Source organism: Gemmatimonadaceae bacterium (assembly GCA_037721215.1).
Taxonomy (GTDB): Bacteria; Gemmatimonadota; Gemmatimonadetes; order Gemmatimonadales; family Gemmatimonadaceae; genus UBA4720.
On record JBBJNV010000033.1, the window covers coordinates 14675 to 34593 of the forward strand.

General features: G+C 61.1%; 15 protein-coding genes. 11 read left to right on the forward strand and 4 right to left on the reverse strand.

Annotated features, from left to right (window positions below; all coding sequences use genetic code 11):
• The first annotated feature begins 103 nt into the window (after positions 1-103).
• Genes WKF55_15345 through WKF55_15355 form a run of 3 tightly spaced genes read left to right on the forward strand, consistent with a single transcriptional unit; the run spans position 104 to position 2956 of the window.
• Positions 104-1261, forward strand: a complete 1158-nt coding sequence (locus WKF55_15345; GenBank protein MEJ7760954.1) for a Re/Si-specific NAD(P)(+) transhydrogenase subunit alpha — start codon at positions 104-106, stop codon at positions 1259-1261.
• Complete coding sequence (locus tag WKF55_15350; protein MEJ7760955.1) at positions 1258-1560, forward strand: NAD(P) transhydrogenase subunit alpha; 303 nt, start codon at positions 1258-1260, stop codon at positions 1558-1560. Before WKF55_15345 ends, WKF55_15350 begins: the two co-directional genes overlap by 4 nt.
• Entirely contained in the window at positions 1553-2956 is a 1404-nt protein-coding gene (locus WKF55_15355; protein ID MEJ7760956.1) for an NAD(P)(+) transhydrogenase (Re/Si-specific) subunit beta, read from the forward strand. The genes WKF55_15350 and WKF55_15355 overlap by 8 nt, the downstream gene beginning before the upstream one ends.
• 36 nt (positions 2957-2992) lie before the next feature.
• On the opposite strand, the gene WKF55_15360 is transcribed toward WKF55_15355, so the two are convergent.
• Entirely contained in the window at positions 2993-3895 is a 903-nt protein-coding gene (locus WKF55_15360; GenBank protein MEJ7760957.1) for a cation diffusion facilitator family transporter, read from the reverse strand.
• A 253-nt stretch (positions 3896-4148) separates the two neighbouring features.
• Between WKF55_15360 and WKF55_15365 the strand changes: the two genes are divergently transcribed.
• The 3 genes from WKF55_15365 (at position 4149) to WKF55_15375 (ending at position 10219) form a co-directional block, all read left to right on the forward strand.
• Entirely contained in the window at positions 4149-8033 is a 3885-nt protein-coding gene (locus WKF55_15365) for a serine/threonine-protein kinase (GenBank protein ID MEJ7760958.1), read from the forward strand.
• Between the two features lie 197 nt (positions 8034-8230).
• Positions 8231-8848 (forward strand): hypothetical protein, encoded by a 618-nt coding sequence (locus WKF55_15370; protein MEJ7760959.1) that lies wholly within the window; start codon positions 8231-8233, stop codon positions 8846-8848.
• A gap of 180 nt (positions 8849-9028) precedes the next feature.
• The gene (locus tag WKF55_15375; protein MEJ7760960.1) at positions 9029-10219 is read left to right on the forward strand and encodes a serine/threonine-protein kinase; all 1191 of its coding nucleotides are present in this window, start codon (positions 9029-9031) and stop codon (positions 10217-10219) included.
• 138 nt (positions 10220-10357) lie between these two features.
• Here the strand turns inward: WKF55_15375 and WKF55_15380 are convergent, their stop codons facing one another.
• From WKF55_15380 to WKF55_15390, 3 genes are all read right to left on the reverse strand, one after another.
• Complete coding sequence (locus WKF55_15380; GenBank protein MEJ7760961.1) at positions 10358-11779, reverse strand: NAD(P)/FAD-dependent oxidoreductase; 1422 nt, start codon at positions 11777-11779, stop codon at positions 10358-10360.
• A gap of 22 nt (positions 11780-11801) precedes the next feature.
• Positions 11802-12314 (reverse strand): DUF417 family protein, encoded by a 513-nt coding sequence (locus tag WKF55_15385; protein ID MEJ7760962.1) that lies wholly within the window; start codon positions 12312-12314, stop codon positions 11802-11804.
• A 483-nt stretch (positions 12315-12797) separates the two neighbouring features.
• On the reverse strand, positions 12798-13658 hold the full coding sequence (locus WKF55_15390) for a HoxN/HupN/NixA family nickel/cobalt transporter (protein MEJ7760963.1): 861 nt from the start codon (positions 13656-13658) through the stop codon (positions 12798-12800).
• A gap of 236 nt (positions 13659-13894) precedes the next feature.
• Between WKF55_15390 and hypD the strand changes: the two genes are divergently transcribed.
• Genes hypD through hypF form a run of 5 tightly spaced genes read left to right on the forward strand, consistent with a single transcriptional unit; the run spans position 13895 to position 19854 of the window.
• Entirely contained in the window at positions 13895-15010 is a 1116-nt protein-coding gene (hypD, locus tag WKF55_15395; protein ID MEJ7760964.1) for a hydrogenase formation protein HypD, read from the forward strand.
• Positions 15011-15044: 34 nt separating this feature from the next.
• Positions 15045-16085, forward strand: a complete 1041-nt coding sequence (hypE, locus tag WKF55_15400; GenBank protein ID MEJ7760965.1) for a hydrogenase expression/formation protein HypE — start codon at positions 15045-15047, stop codon at positions 16083-16085.
• Positions 16086-16116: 31 nt separating this feature from the next.
• Positions 16117-17298, forward strand: coding sequence for an SIS domain-containing protein (locus WKF55_15405; GenBank protein ID MEJ7760966.1), 1182 nt, complete (start codon positions 16117-16119; stop codon positions 17296-17298).
• Complete coding sequence (locus WKF55_15410) at positions 17291-17527, forward strand: Uxx-star family glutaredoxin-like (seleno)protein (GenBank protein ID MEJ7760967.1); 237 nt, start codon at positions 17291-17293, stop codon at positions 17525-17527. Before WKF55_15405 ends, WKF55_15410 begins: the two co-directional genes overlap by 8 nt.
• On the forward strand, positions 17506-19854 hold the full coding sequence (gene hypF, locus WKF55_15415; GenBank protein MEJ7760968.1) for a carbamoyltransferase HypF: 2349 nt from the start codon (positions 17506-17508) through the stop codon (positions 19852-19854). The genes WKF55_15410 and hypF overlap by 22 nt, the downstream gene beginning before the upstream one ends.
• Positions 19855-19919 lie beyond the last annotated feature (65 nt).

Genomic DNA, 19919 nt, shown 5'->3' on the forward strand with positions numbered 1-19919 from the left:
GAAGCTACAAGCGCCCGGTCCAGGGGCAGCATGAAATCGCCGCGCGAGGTATTTTTTCTCCGCGACGTTCCCGTCGCGAGGACAAATCGCAACGAGGCGTTGAATGCGAATCGCGGTACCAGCCGAAGTTCAGAAGGGCGAGAAGCGGGTTGCGCTCGTGCCGGAAGTCGTGGCATCGCTGGCGAAGGCTGGCCACTCCATAGAAGTTCAGTCGGGTGCGGGGCTGCGCGCCGGATTCACTGACGAAGCGTATTCAGCGGCTGGGGCAACGGTTGTCGGAGACGCAGGGGCTGTCTACCGCGGCGCGGAGATGGTTCTCAAGGTGCAGCGTCCGGAACGAACGGAGTTCGGCAGCAGCGAATTCGATTTGCTGCGTGACGGCTCGGTGCTGATCGGACTGCTCAATCCCGCCGGCGACCCATCGTTCTTCAGCGATCTCGCCAGGCGCGACATAACTGCATGCAGCATGGAACTGGTACCGCGCACCACCAGAGCGCAGATGATGGATGCGCTCTCGTCACAGAGTACGGTTGCCGGTTACAAGGCAGTCCTGCTGGCTGCCAACGCGCTGCAGAAATTTTTTCCGATGCTGATGACCGCCGCGGGCACGGTGCGGCCAGCGAAGGTGCTCGTCGTCGGAGCTGGCGTAGCCGGGCTTCAGGCAATTGCGACAGCAAGGCGGATCGGCGCTGTCGTAGAAGCGTTCGATACACGACCAGTTGTAAAGGAGCAGGTGAAAAGCCTTGGCGCGACATTTGTCGAGCTTGACGTAGGGTCAGATGATGCACAGGACGCCGGCGGCTATGCCAGGGAGCTGAAGGAAGAACACATCCGCCGCGAGATGGAACTGATTCACAAGCACGCGCTCCTTGCCGATGTGATAATCACCACCGCGCTCGTGCCCGGCAGACGGGCCCCCTTACTGGTCTCCGCAGAGACAGTAGCTGCGATGAAACCGGGATCAGTCATCGTTGATCTTGCCGGCGAGCAGGGCGGCAACTGCGAGTTAACGGTACCAGGACAGCATATCGAGCAGCACGGGGTGACGATCATCGCCCCTTTGAATATTTCCAGTGAACTTTCGTTTCATGCCAGCCAGATGTATTCGCGAAACATCGCGGCGCTGGTAACCCATCTGGCGCCCAACGGGCAACTCGAGTTGAATCTCGATGATGATATCACGAGTGCCGTGTGTGTCACTGCGGCGGGCGCGGTACGCAACGAGTCAGTCGTCAACCGCATGAAAGAGTCAACCTCATGAGCGTGGAGCTGGTGCTCGGCATCTATGTTTTTGTTCTCGCGATGTTCGTTGGATTCGAGGTCATTGCGCGGGTGCCGTCCGTGCTTCACACCCCATTGATGTCTGCCACCAATGCCATTCACGGCATTGTCGTGCTTGGTGCGATGCTCGTCGCTGGTGCCGCCGACACTCCCCTGCTTCACGCACTTGGATTCATTGCGGTTGTGTTTGGCGCTGCCAATGTATTCGGCGGGTTTGTCGTCACCGACCGGATGCTCGAGATGTTCCGCAAGAAGGAGCGGGATAAGCCCCATGACTGACTACCGCGGTTCGGCGATCGCAATCAGCTACATCGTGGCCGCCGTTCTTTTCATCTTTGGTCTCAAGCGGCTGAGTTCACCCGCTACCGCTCGCTCTGGAAACAGAGTTGCGGCTGCCGGCATGGCATTGGCCCTTGGCGCGACACTGCTCGACCAGCAGATCCTGTCATTCTGGTCAATTGCAACCGGAACGTTGCTCGGCGCTGCTATCGGGACGTATTTCGCGCGCACGGTCCAGATGACCGCGATGCCGCAGATGGTGGCGCTGTTCAACGGGATGGGGGGCGCAACGGCCGCACTTGTCTCGCTCGCCGAATACCTGCGGCTCGATGCAGGTGCAACCAGCGCCGGAACCGGAGAGGCGACGTCGATCGTGCTGGGTACCATGATCGGAGCTGTCTCGTTTACCGGCAGCATCGTTGCGTTCGCCAAGTTGCAGGAGATCCTGCCCGGCAAACCGTTGCAGTTCTCGATGCAACGCTTGATCAATGCCCTGCTACTTCTTGGAATCGCAGTTTTTGGTGCAGCAGTTGTAGCGGGCAGCGGTGGTACCGCCGCGCTCTGGCTGATCTTTGTGCTATCGCTCGCGTTGGGCGCACTGTTCGTGCTGCCGATCGGCGGCGGTGACATGCCGGTAGTGATTTCCATTCTCAATTCGCTCACTGGACTCGCGGCCGCGCTGACGGGTTTCGTGCTGCACAACCAGATGCTGGTGGTTGCCGGTGTGCTCGTCGGGGCGTCGGGCACGCTGCTGACACTATTGATGAGCAAGGCGATGAACAGATCCGTGGCAAACGTTCTCTTCGGGGCGTTTGGCGGCGGCGCCGCGGGCGAATCATCTTCCCAGGCGTCAGGTACGCTTCTCCCGATTCGCCAAACGACCGCCGAAGACACGGCGATTGCTCTTGCTTATGCACGCACGGTAGTAATTGTCCCAGGCTACGGACTCGCTGTCGCTGAGGCTCAGCACACGGTGCGGGAGCTCGCCACCGATCTCGAGAAGCGAGGGGTGACCGTCAAATACGCCATTCACCCCGTGGCCGGTCGCATGCCGGGACACATGAATGTGCTGCTTGCCGAAGCGAATGTCCCGTACGACCAGCTGCTCGAGATGGAACAGGTGAACGGAGAGTTTCCGCAGACTGATGTAGTACTCGTCGTTGGCGCGAACGATGTCGTGAATCCCGCAGCTCGGGATGATCCTTCGAGTTCGATCTATGGTATGCCGATTCTGGATGTCGATCGCGCCCGCAACATCATCGTGCTCAAACGAAGCATGGGACATGGGTTTGCGGGAATCGAAAACGCCTTGTTCCACCATGAAAAGACGCGAATGCTGTTTGGGGACGCGAGGAAGTCGCTCACCGCGGTAGGCCAGGCGATCAAGGAAGTGTGATGACTGCGCCGCGCCCGGAGGGCGGGGTGCACAAAGTCAGTGGGTCTTAACCGAGCCTGTCTCCTCTCCGTCGTAAGGTTCCATGTGTACGAGCACATCGCGTACCTGTGGGGCCGCCGCGCGAATAGCGCTTTTCACGGCGCCACTCAGCCCATGAGAATCGTGCAGGGACATACCGGCATCGGCCTGCACATGGATATCTACGTAGTAGACCAGTCCAGCTTTGCGGGCCGTCAGTTTCTCCACCGCCATGACTCCGGGCACGCCCTCGGCGGCATTTCGTACCGGGCTCACGATATCGTCACCCGGCATTCCGTCCATCAGATCGTGCAGCGCCGGCCGTACCAGCAGGATGCCGTTGTAGAAAATGAGACACGAGGCGAACAATGCGGCCCAGTCGTCGGCCTGTTCCCATCCAGGCCCGCCCCAGAGGGCAATACTGATGCCTATGAAAGCTGCCGCAGATGTGATTGCGTCGCTCGCATGATGCCAGGCATCGGCGCTTACGGCGGTGCTGCGTGCCTCCGCACCGATGGCCGCCGTGCGGCGAAAGAGGGCGAATTTGACAATCAGGACGCCAACGATGACGAGTAGTGTCCAGGGTGCGGGAGTATTGTGCGGCGTTCGGATTTCCCGCACCGCTTCGATTGCGATTCCGACCGAGGCGCCGAGCAGCATGACCGACACAACGGCGGCCGCGAGCGACTCGGCTTTGCCGTATCCAAAGGGGTGTTCTTCATCCGGATCGCGGCCGGCCATTCTGAGGCCGCCCCACACCACCAGCGATGCAAAAATATCAGCCGTCGATTCAACAGCGTCAGCGACCAGCGCGTAGGTGTTGCCAAGAATCCCAGCAACGAGCTTCACTATCGCGAGGACGGCATTGACGAGCATTCCGAGCTGGGCGCTGCGAATAAGTCGCGTCGGAGTTGTGGTCATGGGGATTGAATCTTTGCCGCTGGCAAGCGCTTCCGCTACCTGTCACCAGGTCGACTTGGAATGTCAGAGCATTATCGGATTCCAGAACCGCGGAGTGAGCAGGCTGGCCAAGCACCGCCTGCCAGACCGCGCGATACTGCGGGCAGACGGACGACGCACGTGAATGCCCCTAGTCAAGGTTGCGCCCGTTGCTTCCAGCGCCATAATATGAAATACGTGTCAACGAAACAGCCTGACCGGATTCGCGGACAGTGTGCAGGCCTCTACTGCACGCCTCCCTGATGCAGCCCGCGTGACTCAGGGCGATAGTTCAGGCTCTCCTGCTGGCAATGCCCCGCGAATTCTGGCCGGCCACTACCGCATGGAACGGGAGCTCGGTCGGGGCGGAATGGCGACGGTCTTTCTCTGCACCGACCTGCGTGACGACCGCCGGGTAGCCTTCAAGGTCCTTAACCCCGACCTCGGCAATACCGTCACGCGTGAGAGGTTCTTGCGCGAAATAAAGTTTGTGTCCGAGTTGGACCACCCCTCGATTCCCAAGGTGATCGAGGCCGGTGTCATAGGCGAAGACCCGTTCTATGTAATGACCTATGTGACCGGCGAGTCATTGCGCGCCAGGCTGGATGGCGAGAGGCAACTTCCCATCGGCGAAGTCATTCGCATTGCGACGGGCATCCTGCAGCCGATGTCGTATGCGCACGAGCGTTCGATCGTGCACCGCGATATCAAGCCGGACAACATCCTGCTGTCGGACGACAGGGTGATCGTGCTTGATTTTGGCATTGCCCGCGCAGTCGTTGCGTCCGGCGGAGACCGGCTGACGCTCACCGGGATGGCGGTTGGTACCCCCGCGTACATGAGCCCTGAGCAGGCGGTGGGTGATCGCGAGCTGGACCTTAGGAGCGACATCTATTCACTCGGATGCGTGGTGTATGAGATGATCGCCGGGGTTGCACCCTTCACTGGGGCATCTCCGCAGATTCTCATGTTCCGGCGTTTCTCCGAAACCCCGCGGGCCCTGAGTGAAACACGCGGCGATGTACCCGAAGCGCTCGAACGCGCAGTGTCGAAGGCGATGGCAAAAAAGGCGGAGGACAGATGGCATACGGCGGAAGCTTTTGCTGAAGCATTGACCGCCGCGGGGGTGACGGTTCCTGCGTCTGAAACAATAGATTCTGCGGCTGGCGATCCCGGCCAGGTAGCTACAACTGAGAGCCGGCGGGCGGACGGCCTCCTCGATCAGTTGCGATCGAGCTTCGCGGGCACCTACTCGGTGGAGGAGGAAATGAAAGGCGGAGGCATGAGCCGCCTTTTTCTTGCAACCGATCCCGAGCTTGGCAGGCGCGTCGTCATCAAGATTCTGCCCCCGGAGCTCACGAGCCAGATGATGCTGGCGAGGTTCCGGCGCGAAAGCGAAGTCACCGCGCGCCTGCAGCATCCGCACATCCTTCCGGTCATCTCGGCGGGCGTTCGGGACGGTCTCGCTCACTACGTAATGCCGTTTTTCGAGGGTGAGTCGTTGCGCGGCCGTCTTCAGCGGGAAGGAAAGCTGTCGATTGGTGATGGCGTACGAATCCTCCGTGAAGTGGCCGCCGCGCTCTCCTACGCTCACAAGCAGGGTGTCGTACACCGCGACATCAAGCCCGAAAACATTCTCATCCAGGACGGCCACGCCGTGCTCGCTGACTTCGGCATTGCGGCTGCGCTCGGCGGGCTTGGCAAGGAGAGCGGCGGCGAGCGCTTGACGGGAACGGGAATGTCGCTGGGTACTGTGGGTTACATGGCGCCAGAGCAGGCGCTTGGTGAGAAGAACGTTGATGCTCGCGCCGATATCTACGCTGTCGGTGTCGTGGGCTATGAGATTTTTGCCGGTGCGCCACCGTTTACGGGGGTGAACGATCAGGCAGTTCTCGTCGCGCATCTCACCCGCGACGCGGTACGCCTCGATGACGTTCGCGAGGACACACCGGCCGCGGTGTCCGAGGCAATCGCGAAAGCGATGCAGAAGGACCCCGACGCCAGATACCAGACTGCGGCAGAGTTTCGCGACGCACTCGAGGCGGCCGGTGGCGTCACGGTAGGGCGCACGCGGGTTTCTCCCTTGCGCGCGATTCGCAAGCTGCCTCTCAAGTGGAAGGCCGGGATTCCGGCGGCGGCGCTGGTGGCCGCTGCGGTAATCGCGATGGCCGTGCGATATAGAGCTGACTCGGTCGCTACGGAAGCGGTAACGATAGCGATTGCGCCGTTCAACGCCCTCGGCACTGGACTGGAGTTGTGGCGCGAAGGCATGGTCGATGTGATGGCCAGGAATCTCGACGGAGCGGGCCCGTTGCGAACGGTATCGCCAACTGTTGCCCTAAAGGGCTTTACTACGCCTGCGACGCGTCAATCGGCGACTGAACTGGCGCGACGTACGAATGCTGACTACGCGATCTTCGGCAGAGTGGTGGGAAGCTCCATCGATTCGGTGCGGCTATACGCCACACTCGTGAATGTCGCTACTGACGTTGCCTGGGATTATGAAGGTCGCGATGCAAATGTCGAAAGTGCGGCGGACAAGTTCACGCTGGCGGTGCTCGCCGAGCTGGAAAAAACGCACCGGATCGGAGCCTTAAGGCAGTCGTCGCTGGGCTCGGCGTCTGTTCCAGCGATCCGCGCATTTCTCCAGGGCGAACAGTTCTATCGTCGAAGCTCGTGGGATTCTGCGTCGGTCTCATATGCCCGTGCAATCGGGTTCGATAGCAACTTTTCCATTGCCCTGCGACGTGCAGCCAAGGTCGCTGGCTGGCAGCGGAATGGCAACGATTCCCTCTCGCGTATTTTCAAGCTCCGCGCGGGACGCGCAAATCGCGGGCTGTCACCCCGGGATAGTCTGCTTGTCGTAGCGGATTCACTATCGGCATCGATTGCCACTCAATCACTCGATTCACTGAACTGGAACGACGCAAGACGGTTGTTTGCGACGGTAAATCAGGCGGCTGTGAGATACCCCAACGATCCGGACGTGTGGTATGCAGTGGGGGAGGCGCGATTCCACACCGGATTTGGCAGTGGCGTGGCGGTGTCGGAGCGTGACGCTCTCCACGCGTTTGATCGGGCGATCGCACTTGATTCCGCGTTCAGTCCCGCCTACGTGCACGCAATCGAGCTTGGCTTTACCCTTGACGGCGTAGCCGCGGGGCGGCGTTATCTCAGCGCTTACCGGGCGTTGAATCCAACCGATGAGGATGCCGTCGGCTACACTATTCTGGACGAGGTTGTGCGGGCTGGACGATTGTCGCCAGCCGTGACCGACAGCGTGCTCGACAGGGCGCTCACCAACGCGGTGTTCGCTGCTTGGTATCCAATTAGGCGATGGCCGGATTCTGCGGAAACCGCGCTCCGCCTGCTACAGTCCATCGCGAGGCGTCCGCGCAACTCGCCATCGTTTGCTTCGGACTCGGGGTTACTGCAAAGGTATCTGCCTTCAAGTCTCGCCTACCGTGGGCGGTTCAGCGAGGCGTACCTTGAACTTGGCAATCGACCGTCACTGTTATTTGTCGAGATGGCTCTGCTGGGCGCTATTCCCCGCGACACCGCGTCCGCGGTCTTCGCGCGGTGGCGGAACGAAGGCGCACCGCATGCGTATTCCGCGCTCCGATGGCTCGCTGATCACCGCGAAATCGCCGCGATACAGGAACTCGCAAGTAGCGCCGATTCAGCGACGCGCTCCGGCGGCACCGTGGGCCAGCGTGCGGCCCGATACAAAGGCGAGTCGGCGCGGGCATACCTCTCTCTCGCCAAGGGGGACACCACCGATGCTCTCAAGCGATTCAACGCACTGCCCGACACTCTCTGTATGCGTTGCTATCTGGACAGGCTGACAACAGCACAACTCCTGGCCGCCCGCGGCAGGTTGCAAGAGGCGGCGGCACTCACACGCGAGCGAATCAACTCACTGCTGACGCCGTCGGAAGTATGGATAGCTCTGGAAAGAGGGAGGCTTGCCGCGAAGCTTGGAAAACGCTCAGAAGCGGCAAGGGCGTTTGCCCTTGTCGTCGACGCATGGTCGAGGGGTGATCCCAGCGTTCAACCGATGGTCGCCAGCGCACGGGCCGGTCTCGAAGCGGCGCGGGGTGCGACTGCCGCTGCACGTTGAAATGATGAATCAGTGCCTCCGAGCCTGTACAAGCGCCGCAGGCTGCAGGTAACGGTCAGCGCAAGCTGATGTCACAAAGTTGTTGGCTCGATTGATTGCCGGGTTTGGCAGAGCTAAGTTGCCCCGTCCCCTGTTTTCCAGCCGCTGCGGAAGACGTCGCGGCCCCCTTGACCGGTTCGCTTGAGCCAGGAGTTACAATGAGAAAGGTTTTGCTCTCGGTTGCAGTTTTTGCTTTGGCAGCCTGCCAGGAGATCAGCACATCGCCGACCGGCGCCTCTCCCGAGGTGCGCCGTGCCGTAGACGGTGGAGGCGGCGGAGGGGACGGTGTGGAATTTCCGCCACCGCCACCCTCTGACACTGGCGCCGTCGGTGTGTCAGATGGCGGCGCTTTCAGCATCAACGTCACCTATATGCTCAACAAGCCAGGCAGTTCCGGCTTCCTGTCTTTCCAGCGGAAGCAGCCTGAGGGCGTTACAGTAGACCCCAACGCGCGCGTGCAGTTGCACCAAGGCGACTTTTCTGGAAGAGGCAAACTAAGCGTTCAAACGCTGACCGGTCTGCTTGTGCTCGACCTGGCAAACGTCAGCGATCTGTCCTCCTTCGAAAGCTGCGCGGCTCCGGTCGCGCCTTCCTCCGAAGGCGTTAGTGGCGACGAAGTCGTTCCCGACAGGGGGACCTGTTTCACACTGGTCGTGGCCGGCGGAACTTTTACCTCGAACGGTCAAACCCGGCCAGTGAACGGGGCCGCTTTCCGCCCGTGCACGCCAATCAAGGGAAGTTGCCTGCAGCCGGGGACGGAAACCGGGCCGCGCTGAGCTGCGTCGCGCAAAGGCCGGAGAGTCATAGCTCTCCGGCCTTTTTTGCGTCGCGAGCGATCTGGCTGCGCTCGCGAGTTGCGAAGCGGTAAATACACTTAGCGTGTTTATCGAAATACGTAGACAGAAACTGCAAGCGGCCCGCGAGATCAGGGCAAGCCGCGTCACGAGACTCCACTTGTGACGCGATCAGGAAGTTCGGACGAGCGTGGAAGCAATGACGGTGGGCTGATCGAGCAGCTGACAGCAGCGTTCGCAGGCACCTACCAAGTCGAAACGGAAATGAGGGGCGGCGGTATGAGCCGCCTGTTCCTCACTAGCGACGCCGAGCTGGGCCGGCGCATCGTTATCAAGATTCTGCCGCCCGAGCTGACGAGCCAGATGATGCTGGCACGTTTTCGCCGCGAAAGCGAAGTTACCGCGCGTCTGCAGCACCCGCATATCCGGCCGGTAATCTCCGCAGGAGTTCGTGACGGTCTCGCTTGCTATATCATGCCCTTGTTCGAGGGCCAGCCACTGCGCGCTCTGCTCGAGCGCGAGGGATCGCTTCCAGTAGCAGAAGGCGTTCGTATTCTCACCGAGGTAGCCGACGCGCTGTCCTATGCGCACAAACAGTGGGTTGCCCATCGCGACATCAAACCTGAGAACATCTTCATCCAGGATGGTCACGCTGTTCTCGCTGACTTCGGAATAGCAGCAGCACCGGGCGGAGGAATGGGCAACGAGGGCGGTGAGCGGCTCACAGGGACGGGAATGTCGCTGGGGACCGTGGGTTACATGGCGCCGGAACAGGCGCTGGGCGACAGGAATGTGGATGCCCGCGCCGACATTTATGCGGCTGGTGTCGTCGGCTATGAGATTTTTGCCGGAGTTCCCCCGTTCACAGGACCGACCGAGCAGGCGGTTCTCGTCGCGCATCTTACTCGGGTAGCGATAAGACTCGATGATGTGCGCCGCGACACGCCGGCAGTGCTCAGCGCGACGATCGAGAAGGCGATGCAGAAGGAACATGTCGATCGGTTCCAGACCGCCGCCGAGTTTCGCGAAGCTGCTCGAGGGACAATCGCGGTCAAGTCTAAGCTGGCTTTTCGAATTCGCAGGATGCGCGGGCGACAGCGGGCGTGGAAAATTGCTTTGCCGATTGCAGCCGTCGCGGTTGCAGCGATCGCGACTACGATTGCGATCCGGTTTCGGGGTCCGAGCGCTTCGGCCGAGTTTGTCACGTTCGCGGTTGCTCCGTTCAACGCGCCCAACGCCACGCAGGTTGGCTGCAAGTCGGCAATAAGCAGGGCGGAGGCGCTCAGGTCTCCAACGCTGCACGAGCCAGATTTCAGAACAGTGCGTTTTCCGGCAAGGGTGTCGCAGAAGTGACGACATCGGCAGGGATCCTCACCTTCGACCTTGCGAATATCAGCCAGTCGTCTGCATTTGTCGATTGCCGCCTCTTTGCTCAAACGTCAGGCAATCATCACCCTGAGATCAACTGCTTCGATCCGAGACCGTCCGGTGTCAGCATTCCCGGAGAACCCTCCGCGCGGCGAAATAGCCGCACATACCGTGGACGCCGCCGCCTGGAGGTGTGGATGCGGAGCAGATATAGAGGCCTCTGGCCGGGGTCGAATAGAGGCTGATGGTCGGTCGCAGGAAGAGCTGTCGCACGTCCTGCGAGCCACCATTGATATTACCGCCGACCAGGTTGGCGTTGTAGCGCTCGAGCTCGACGGGGGGCGAGACCTTCCGTCCGATGATGCAGTCGCGAAAACCGGGGGCGAACCGTTCAATCTGATTCTCAATACGCTCCGTCATGTCGAAGGTCGAACCGGCCGGGACGTGACAGTATCCCCATGCCGTGTGTTTTCCGTGGGGAGCCCGGCTGTTGTCAAACAGGCTGGGCTGCGACAGAATGACGAATGGCTTCTCCGCGTGCTGCCCCGTCGACGCTGCGTTCTCCGAATCGGCGATCTTCTCCAGAGTACCGCCGAGGTGAAGCGTAGCAGCGCGGGAACACGCTGTTGCTTTCCACGGAATTGGCGAGTTCAGCGCCCAGTCGATCTTGAATGCACCAACGTCGTAACGAAAACGCTCGAGTTTGCGGCAATACCTGCGGGGCAAACGGGCAGCAGCAATCCTCAGTACTCCGCGCGGCGTTAGATCGCAGAGTACGGCGCTGTGTGGATCCAGCAAGCCCTCAACCGAGTCTACAGGCGAGCTGGTGACGATTTCGCCGCCGATCGAACGCAGGTACGAACCCAGTGCGTTCGCCAGTTTCTGCGACCCGCCGCGCGCAATCGCCCAACCGGCCGCGTGCCCAGCCGCGCCCAGAACAAGACCGAACGAAGCCGAGAAGAGCTGGTCGAGCGACAGCATCGAATGGGCGGCGTTTCCTGCGAATAACGCCCGGGCGCGCTCGTCCCTGAAATGTCCCATTGCCAGAGTACGCGCGGAAAGCATTGCGCGCAAACCGAATTTTGCGTACGTCAGCGGATGGCGGGGAACGCGCAGCGGTCCCAGCAAGTCAGAGATGAGGTACTGCCAGTCATTCACTAATGGTGTCATGAGATCGCGGTATGCGGCAGCATCGCGTCCCAGGTTCTCGCAGGTTTCTTCAATTGAGTGTTCGAGCGTAACGGCGGTTCCATCGTCCAGCGGATGCGCGAGAGACGCCGGGGGCTGAATCCACTCGAGTCCGTGAGCCGCCAGCGGCAAGGTGGAAAAAAACGGCGACGCAACTGCGAGCGGATGTACACCAGAGCAGATGTCGTGGACAAAGCCGGGCAGCGTCATCTCGCCGGAACGGGTTCCTCCGCCGATCGTTTCACACGCTTCGAGCACCTGCACCGGCATCCCCTGCCGCGCCAATTCCACCGCGGCGGCGAGCCCGTTCGGACCTGACCCGATTACGGTCGAGCGCCCAATGCGGGACCGGCTCAATGTCCGGTGACCGTTGCTCCGGCTACGTGTGCACGCGGCGCGCATCGGCAGCGCGCATCGCTTCGCCTGCGGTCCAGATCGCGGCACCGAGGAAAATCAGATCCTTTGCGAGAAACCCTCCCGGCATCGGCGACAGGAATGGGAAGCCGTACCCGGGCTGCCAAACTCCGGGTGTGCTCAGCAGGAGGGTCAACGTGATCAGGAACACGCCAATTGCGCCCAGACTACCGAGCGCCGATATACGCGGGGCGAAAGCGCGTGATGCGATCATGAGGCCGAGCAGGATTTCGACGCAGCCAATCAACCTTGCGGCCGATGCGCCACTCATGATGCTCAACATCCAGGACATGAGCGGAGACTCGGCGACGAGGTCAGCGACACCTTTCGCTTCATAGGCCGCAAACTTTAGCGCTCCGATCCAGATCAGGACCATGGCAAGCCCATATCTGAGGACGCGGGCGCCGACACTCTCCAGCCCGCTTCGGCTGATGTCCGCACGTGACTTATGGTCCGTCCGATTCACCGTGGTCGCCATTCGATTCTCCTGTTTCCTAATGTTGTTTTTTGGCGGAATGATCGCTGCGCTTCGAGATTGTACTCCAGCTTCGGTGATGACCGGATCCGTTACAGATTGACATTACGCGCTTCCCATCGCCTCTGACTTAACGGCGTCACATCGCGCTTCACGCGTATCGGCCGGCCGCGGGCGGATTCACGGTAATGCCAAGCCGTGGTCGAACGTGGCTGCGAAAGGAGCAATTCTTCTGCCAGTCAGGCACGGCCGCGGCGCCGAGTATGCCGAAGCGATAGGGCGTTTTGTCGATCGGCCGATCTCGCAGCCACGCGCATTCTCATAACGCCATCACGATCCTTCCCGGACGATATCCAGCGCGTGGTATCCCTTCACTCTATATATGACGGCGGCAATCAACCAGCTCAGTACAAAGACGCCGATGATCAGGTAACCGAGGCTGCCAAAGTTGGAGCTCAGCGTACCGATGGCGTCCCAGAAAGTCCACTACAGTGACAGTTTCTCGCTGAGCAGGCCGAGCGCTTCGATGCCTCCGACAAGCACGGCGACGACGATCGAAACCGCTGTGATCGTAAGGTTGTAATAGAGCTTGCGAACTGGCTGAGTGAACGCCCACCCGTAGGCACCGAGCATGAGTACGCTGTCAATTGTGTCGACGAGGGACATTCCAGCGGTAAACAATGCTCGAAAAACGAGGATCGACCAGATGGGCATGCCAGTGGATGCTTCAGCCGCGGAGATTCCCAGAAGTCCGATCTCCGTAGCAGTATCAAATCCACGTCCGAACAGAAATCCCAGCGGATACATGTGCCAGCTACGGCTGATGACGGCGAAGACGGGGCGGAACAATCTGCCAAGCAGCCTTCCGCCTCCGGTCATCTGGTCGAGATCATCGCCGGTATAAGAACCCCCTGCCCGCACCCGGCGGAAGGCGCGGTAGACGTCGGCGAAGATGAAGAGTTTCATCACCGCGATCACGAGCAGAAAAGTGGCTGAGATGATCGTTCCGATGGTCCCGCCCAAGGGACGGTATGCAGCCAGCGGTCCGTTCAGCGCGGTCGCGGCGACAGCGATGGCTACCGATGCGATCACAACCACGGTGGAGTGACCGAGCGAAAACCAGAGTCCGACGGCGACGGGCCGCTGACCGCTTTGCATCAGCTTTCGGGTCACGTTGTCGATGGCCGCGGTGTGATCTGCGTCCAGCGCGTGTCGCAACCCGAGTCCGTACGCAAGGAGTGCGGTACCCGGCAATAGCGGAAATTCACGGAACGCGATAAGCGCCCACGCCCATGCTCCGAGGTTCGCGATAACCAGCAGCGCGAAGATGACAATGACCCGTCCCATCGTACTGTCGCCCACCGTATCCGAGGGCTTCAGTTCAGCGCCGCGAAACGCTAGCTTCGCATAAGGAAGATGTGAGACCGCGATGCTCCAGGGCGTGGTTCAGGCGCGCGAATATGGGCCATTGCGACGGCGGGGAGGTTTAAGTGAGGATGAGGATGCGATGCGCGAACTCGAGGGCTACCAATTCAGCTAGGCGCGGGTACACGGGCATTGCATTCGACAGAGGATGAGAGGCGATGAAATTTGTCGATGAATTCCGCGATGCACATCTGATCCGGCAGGCCGCAGGGGAGATTCGCCGACTGGCGGACCCAGCGCGGCACTATCGGTTGATGGAGGTGTGCGGCGGTCACACGCACGCCATCTATCGCTTTGCGTTGAAGGACGTGTTGCCGGACAACATCGAGCTGGTCCATGGGCCCGGCTGCCCCGTGTGCGTGCTCCCCATGGGCAGGGTCGACGATGGCTTGTCGATTGCCAGCGACCCGAAAGTGATCCTCGCGACATTTGGCGACATGATGCGCGTGCCGGGCCGGAACGGAACGCCACTCGAGCACAAGGCGCGCGGCGCAGACATCCGGATGGTTTACTCGCCGCTTGACGCGCTCAAGCTCGCTGAAAAAAATCCCGATCGCGAAGTGGTGTTTTTCGCTATCGGGTTCGAGACGACCGCACCATCCACGGCGCTCACTCTGATGCGCGCCCGCGCACTCGGTATCAGAAATTTCTCGGTCTTCTGCAACCACGTTACGATCATTCCGGCGATCCGGGCAATTCTCGATTCGCCGGACATGCGGATCGAGGCATTCATCGGGCCGGGACACGTGTCAACAGTCATCGGCTGCCGGCCGTACGAATTCATCTGCCGGGACTATAAGCGTCCACTGGTTACGTCCGGCTTCGAGCCGCTGGACGTTCTGCAGTCGATCGTGATGATTCTTCGCCAGCTCGAGGCGGGAACAGCGTTTGTCGAGAACCAGTACGCCCGCGTGGTTCCGTGGGAAGGCAATCTGCCGGCACTGCGCGCGATGGCCGAAGTGTTCGAGTTGCGGCCCTATTTCGAGTGGCGAGGGCTCGGATTCATTTCGCAGTCGGCGCTCAAACTGCGCGACAGTTACGCCGCTTGGGACGCAGAAAGCCGGTTTCATATTCCGGGTATTCGCGTAACGGATCCCAAGGCCGCGCAGTGTGGCGAGGTTCTGAAGGGTGTGCTCAAGCCGCATCAATGCAAACTGTTCGGCCGCGAGTGCACGCCGGAGAAGCCGGTAGGCGCGTTGATGGTGTCTTCTGAAGGAGCATGCGCGGCGTATTACAACTACGCGCTCCGCACGACGGCCGCGGCAGCGGTATAGCACGATCGAGGACGACACCTCCGCGCCCCGCGGCATGCCCGACTACAAGGCTCAGATCCGCTTTTCTGATTCGCAGATCGAGATGGCGCACGGTGCCGGCGGCAAGGCAAGCCGCCGCCTGATAGAAGGGCTGATCGCGCCAGCGCTTGGCGGTCCACTGCTCGAAGCACTCGGCGACGCCGCACTCGTTGAGATTGCCGGCGCCCGGCTAGCCTTCACGGCGGACAGCTTCGTCGTCAAGCCACTTCGCTTTCCCGGTGGATCCATCGGTGATCTTGCCGTAAACGGGACAGTCAACGATCTCGCGGTGTCGGGAGCGAAGCCGGCGGCGTTACTGGTGACGCTGATCCTCGAGGCGGGGTTGTCATCTGAAGTACTCGAGGTGGAGTTGCGGGCTATCGCCGCGGCGGCCCGACACGCGGGCGTCGTAGTGGTAGGGGGCGATACGAAGGTTGTCGAGCACGGAATGGCGGACGGCATGTACATAACAACCGCCGGCATCGGGGCCGTCGATCCGAGGGCGACTTGCTCACCGAAGCTGGTGAAGCCCGGTGACAGAATTCTCCTCTCGGGGCCTATCGGCGATCACGGGATCACCATCCTGCTTGCGCGCGGTGAAATTGATCTGGAGACGGACCTTCGCTCCGACACCCGGCCCGTGTACCCGATGATAGAGGCACTTATCGGGCGTGTTGGCTCCGGCGTCAAGTGGATGCGTGATCCGACACGGGGAGGGGTCGCCAGCTCGCTCAATGAACTGGCCGCTGATGCGCGCGTCGCAATTGCGCTGTTCGAAGAAACAGTTCCGGTACGCGAGCAGGTTCGCGGCGCGTGCGAGATACTCGGCCTCGAGCCGATGCACATCGCCAACGAAGGTCAGTTCCTTGCGGTCGTTGCCCCTGAATGCGCCGAGGAAGCCCTCGATGCGGTGCGATCGGTCGCGGGAGGGGAGGAAGCCGTATTTATCGGGGAGGTACGCGAGGCCCCTGCGCGGACAGTCCTTTCAATTTCCGCCTACGGTGGAACGCGCGTTGTAGACATGCTCGTCGGGGATCCGCTTCCGAGGATCTGTTGACGCTCCGCGGCACTCGCGCCACGCGAGGCCGATGATGACGGATCCTGTCATGCTTGCGGGGATGATCGGCGAGTCCCTGGTGTCACGCAATCGATTATCCGATGAGTTCTTCCGTCGCGAATCAGACCGCCTTGCACTGGCGTGCCAGGAAATGTCCGCGCGTTTTATTCGCGGCGGCCGGCTGCTGGCTTTCGGAAATGGCGCAAGCGCAACTGACGCGCAGCACGTGTCGGTTGAATTCGTCCATCCTGTGATCGTGGGCAAGCGCGCACTTCCCGCCCTTGATCTGTCGAGTGCATTTGTGGAATGGGCGCCTGCCATCTGCCGGCCCGACGATATCGCGATGGGATTTGCGCCGCCGGGGGATGATGCGTCGGTGACGACGACGCTCGCACGGCTCCGGGAACTTGGCGCGTTCACATTTGCGCTCAGCGGCCGCGACGCAGACTTCCAGTTGGACTCGCCATCTGCCGATCCATTTATCGCGCAGGAGGTGATAGAGATTCTCTATCATACGCTTTGGGAGACAGTACACGTTTTCTTCGAGCACAATGAACAGGGTCATGATGTTGGAAGCGCCGGCTTTCTGTATCCGTTTCTTGGTAAGGAGAAGCAGGATACGGTTGCTGTTCTCGCGAGCGTCGCCGAGTCCATCCGCGTCAAGGCGGCCGACGTCGCGAGGTTGCGGGAACAGGTTGCCGCCGCTCAGTCGGCGCAGATTGCGGCGGCCACCTTCGCTATTTCCGAAGCAGTGCGCGCCGGCGGCAAACTGATTCTCCTGGGGAATGGCGGCTCGGCGACTGACGCAAACGACTTGGCGCTGGATTGCGTCGCGCCTCCAAAGGGTTACCGGCCGGTGCCGGCGGTATCACTTTCAATGGAACCGGCGAACATAAGCGCAATCGCCAACGACATCGGCGCCGATGCGATCTTCCTGCGTCAACTCATTGCGCAGGCTGCGCCCAGTGATGTAGTGGTTGCACTGTCGACGAGCGGCGGCTCATCAAACGTCTTCGCCGCACTCGAGGAAGCGAGAAAGCGGCGGATGCCGACCGTCGCGCTGCTGGGTTACGATGGTGGTGAGATCGTGAGGCGCGGGCTCGCGGATTTTCCGGTGGTTGTCACGAGCGACTATGTTCCCCGCATTCAGGAAGTGCAGGCGTCTGTCTATCACGTGATGCGCGACATGCTCGAGGTACTGGCACATGAGTGAAGTGGAGCTCTTTGGCGGAAGCGGATGTCAATACACCGCGGAGCTGAGGGAGCAATTGATGTGGGAGCAGCGAGAGTTCGTCGAGTATGACGTCGAGACCGATGTCGTCGCGCTGCGGCGGATGATCGAGCTTACCGGCGGGCAGCGCACCGTTCCGGTTCTGGTCGTGGATGGCCGTGTCGAGCAGATAGGCTGGCACGGACGCGGGTGCACAGTCTCGCCACCGTGATGTCCCGCGCTGGCGGGCGCGGGCCGCCTCTGAACGACCAGACGCACGACCGACCGCAGGTAGAAAATTCGCTTCATGCTCAGACCATCCGAATCAGTGGAGTTGTCCAGGGTGTAGGGTTCCGCCCATTTGTGTATCGGATCGCAAACGCTCACGGCATTCGCGGCTGGGTGTTGAATGACGCTGACGGCGTCTGCATTCGCGCCGAAGGAAGCGAGGAGGCGCTGGCCGCATTCAATCACGATCTGACCGTAGCAGCTCCGCCTGCCGCGCGAATCAATTCGGTCGCGATACACTGCACCTCCGCCGCCGGCCACTACGACTTCAGGATCGCGGAAAGCGAGAAGGGGGACAATCCGACAGCGGGGATCTCACCGGATCTGGCTGTTTGCGATGCATGCGTTGCCGAGCTGCTTAACCCCGCTGACCGTCGCGCCGGGTATCCGTATATCAACTGCACGAATTGCGGGCCCCGATTTTCGATAATCCTTTCCCTTCCGTACGACCGGCCCACGACGACAATGGGCGCGTGGACGATGTGCTCCGATTGTGCGGCCGAGTATGCAGACCCGGCGAACCGTCGGTTCCACGCGGAGCCCAACGCGTGTTCGCGCTGCGGGCCCGGGTATTCGTTGCATCAGGACGGAGTTCCGGTGATCGCGGACAGTGAAGCCGCCATCGGTGAGGCCGTCCGGCTGCTGGGTGACGGACGAATCGTTGCCATCAAGGGAATCGGTGGATACCACCTTGCCTGCGACGCAACCAGTTCCATCACGGTCGCTGCGCTCCGTGAGCGGAAGTTTCGCAAGGAGCGACCGTTCGCGGTGATGGTTCGAGACGTCGCCGTGGCCCGCGAAATCATGGAACTTACCGCCGAGGCCGATGCGTTACTGGGATCAACCGCGCGACCGATTGTAGTCGCAAGCAGGCGTGTAGAGCTCGAAGGCGTAGCGCCGGACACCGCCGAGGTCGGTGTGATGCTGCCGTACACGCCGTTGCATCACATGCTTTTCGCTCAAGGCGCACCCGCGATGCTGGTGATGACGAGCGCGAACCGGTCCAGCGAGCCCATTGCGTATCGTGACGAGGCTGCGCTCGACAGTCTGGCCGGAATTGCTGACGCATTCCTTGTCGGTGAGCGGGAAATATCGCGGCGGGTGGATGATTCGGTTGTGCGCGTTGGCGGAATGGGGCCTGTGATACTCCGACGCTCCCGCGGCTATGCTCCGGGCGTAGTCGCGAGGATTCCGCTAGAGCAACCGACGCTGGCGCTGGGCGGCGATCTCAAAAGTACGATAACTCTGGTGGCGAACGGCGATGCGTTCGTAAGCCAGCATATAGGCGATCTAGGCCATTTTTCTGCCATGGAATCGTTTCGCGAGACCGTTGCCGATGTTACGTCGATGTATGGCCTGGATGTCGAGGCACTTCACATAGTTCACGACATGCATCCGGAGTATGCGTCAACGGCATTTGCACTTGGACTGCGGTGCTGTAGCCGGCGTGCGGTACAGCATCATCGGGCTCACATCGCCAGCGTGCTGGCGGAACGCGAAGCGTTTGATGAGCGCGTGATTGGGGTTGCGTTCGATGGCACCGGGTATGGTGATGACGGGACGATCTGGGGCGGGGAATTCTTTGCGGGTAGCATCGAAGGTGGATTGGAGCGAATAGGCCATCTGCGTCCCGCGCGGCTGCCTGGGGGCGATGCGGCCGCGCGGTTCCCGGTGCAGGCAGCCGCCGGCTTTCTCACGGACCTGGGCCCGGAGATTGTGGGGTCGATGAGCGGCCCGCCGTTTGAGTTTCCTGAGCGATTTCTCCGCGCCACCGAGCTTGTGCAGAAGGATGTGAGGTGTTTCACCACCACATCGGCGGGCCGTCTGTTCGATACTGTCGCCGCGCTGCTGGGGTTCACGCGAGAAGTGACGTTCGAGGGGCAAGCCGCGATCTGGCTGGAACAGCTCGCGCGCACGGCGCCTCGTGCGGCGGCGTTGCCGGTACCGTTCGCCGCCGGCCAAATGGATTTTCGCCCTGCCCTGGTCGCGATCATAGATTCGCGCCGGCGCGGATATGCGGCTGCTGACATTGCGCGTGCATTCCACCACGGGATGGCGCGAGGCATCGGCAATGCCGTTGCTGTCCTGGCCGAAGAACACGGTGCGTCCACGGCAGTGCTCTCAGGCGGCGTGTTTCAGAACGATCTGCTGCTCTCGGACGTAGTTGATGACCTCGCCGAAAGGAGTCTAGGGGTGTGGACCAATCGCATCGTACCACCCAACGACGGCGGCATCAGTCTTGGGCAGGCTGCGATAACGCTCCGGAAATGATCGGCACCGCAACGGACGGAGAGAGATTCGAACTCTCGGTACGCTTTCACGTACACACGCTTTCC

Coding starts and splice junctions, on each gene's coding strand:
- WKF55_15355 (MEJ7760956.1), top strand. CDS start 1,553: ATGACTGACTACCGCGGTTCGGCGATCGCAATCAGCTACATCGTGGCC.
- WKF55_15345 (MEJ7760954.1), top strand. CDS start 104: ATGCGAATCGCGGTACCAGCCGAAGTTCAGAAGGGCGAGAAGCGGGTT.
- WKF55_15410 (MEJ7760967.1), top strand. CDS start 17,291: ATGAGTGAAGTGGAGCTCTTTGGCGGAAGCGGATGTCAATACACCGCG.
- hypE (MEJ7760965.1), top strand. CDS start 15,045: ATGCCCGACTACAAGGCTCAGATCCGCTTTTCTGATTCGCAGATCGAG.
- hypD (MEJ7760964.1), top strand. CDS start 13,895: ATGAAATTTGTCGATGAATTCCGCGATGCACATCTGATCCGGCAGGCC.
- WKF55_15385 (MEJ7760962.1), bottom strand. CDS start 12,314: ATGGCGACCACGGTGAATCGGACGGACCATAAGTCACGTGCGGACATC.
- WKF55_15370 (MEJ7760959.1), top strand. CDS start 8,231: ATGAGAAAGGTTTTGCTCTCGGTTGCAGTTTTTGCTTTGGCAGCCTGC.
- WKF55_15390 (MEJ7760963.1), bottom strand. CDS start 13,658: ATGGGACGGGTCATTGTCATCTTCGCGCTGCTGGTTATCGCGAACCTC.
- WKF55_15350 (MEJ7760955.1), top strand. CDS start 1,258: ATGAGCGTGGAGCTGGTGCTCGGCATCTATGTTTTTGTTCTCGCGATG.
- WKF55_15405 (MEJ7760966.1), top strand. CDS start 16,117: ATGATGACGGATCCTGTCATGCTTGCGGGGATGATCGGCGAGTCCCTG.
- WKF55_15360 (MEJ7760957.1), bottom strand. CDS start 3,895: ATGACCACAACTCCGACGCGACTTATTCGCAGCGCCCAGCTCGGAATG.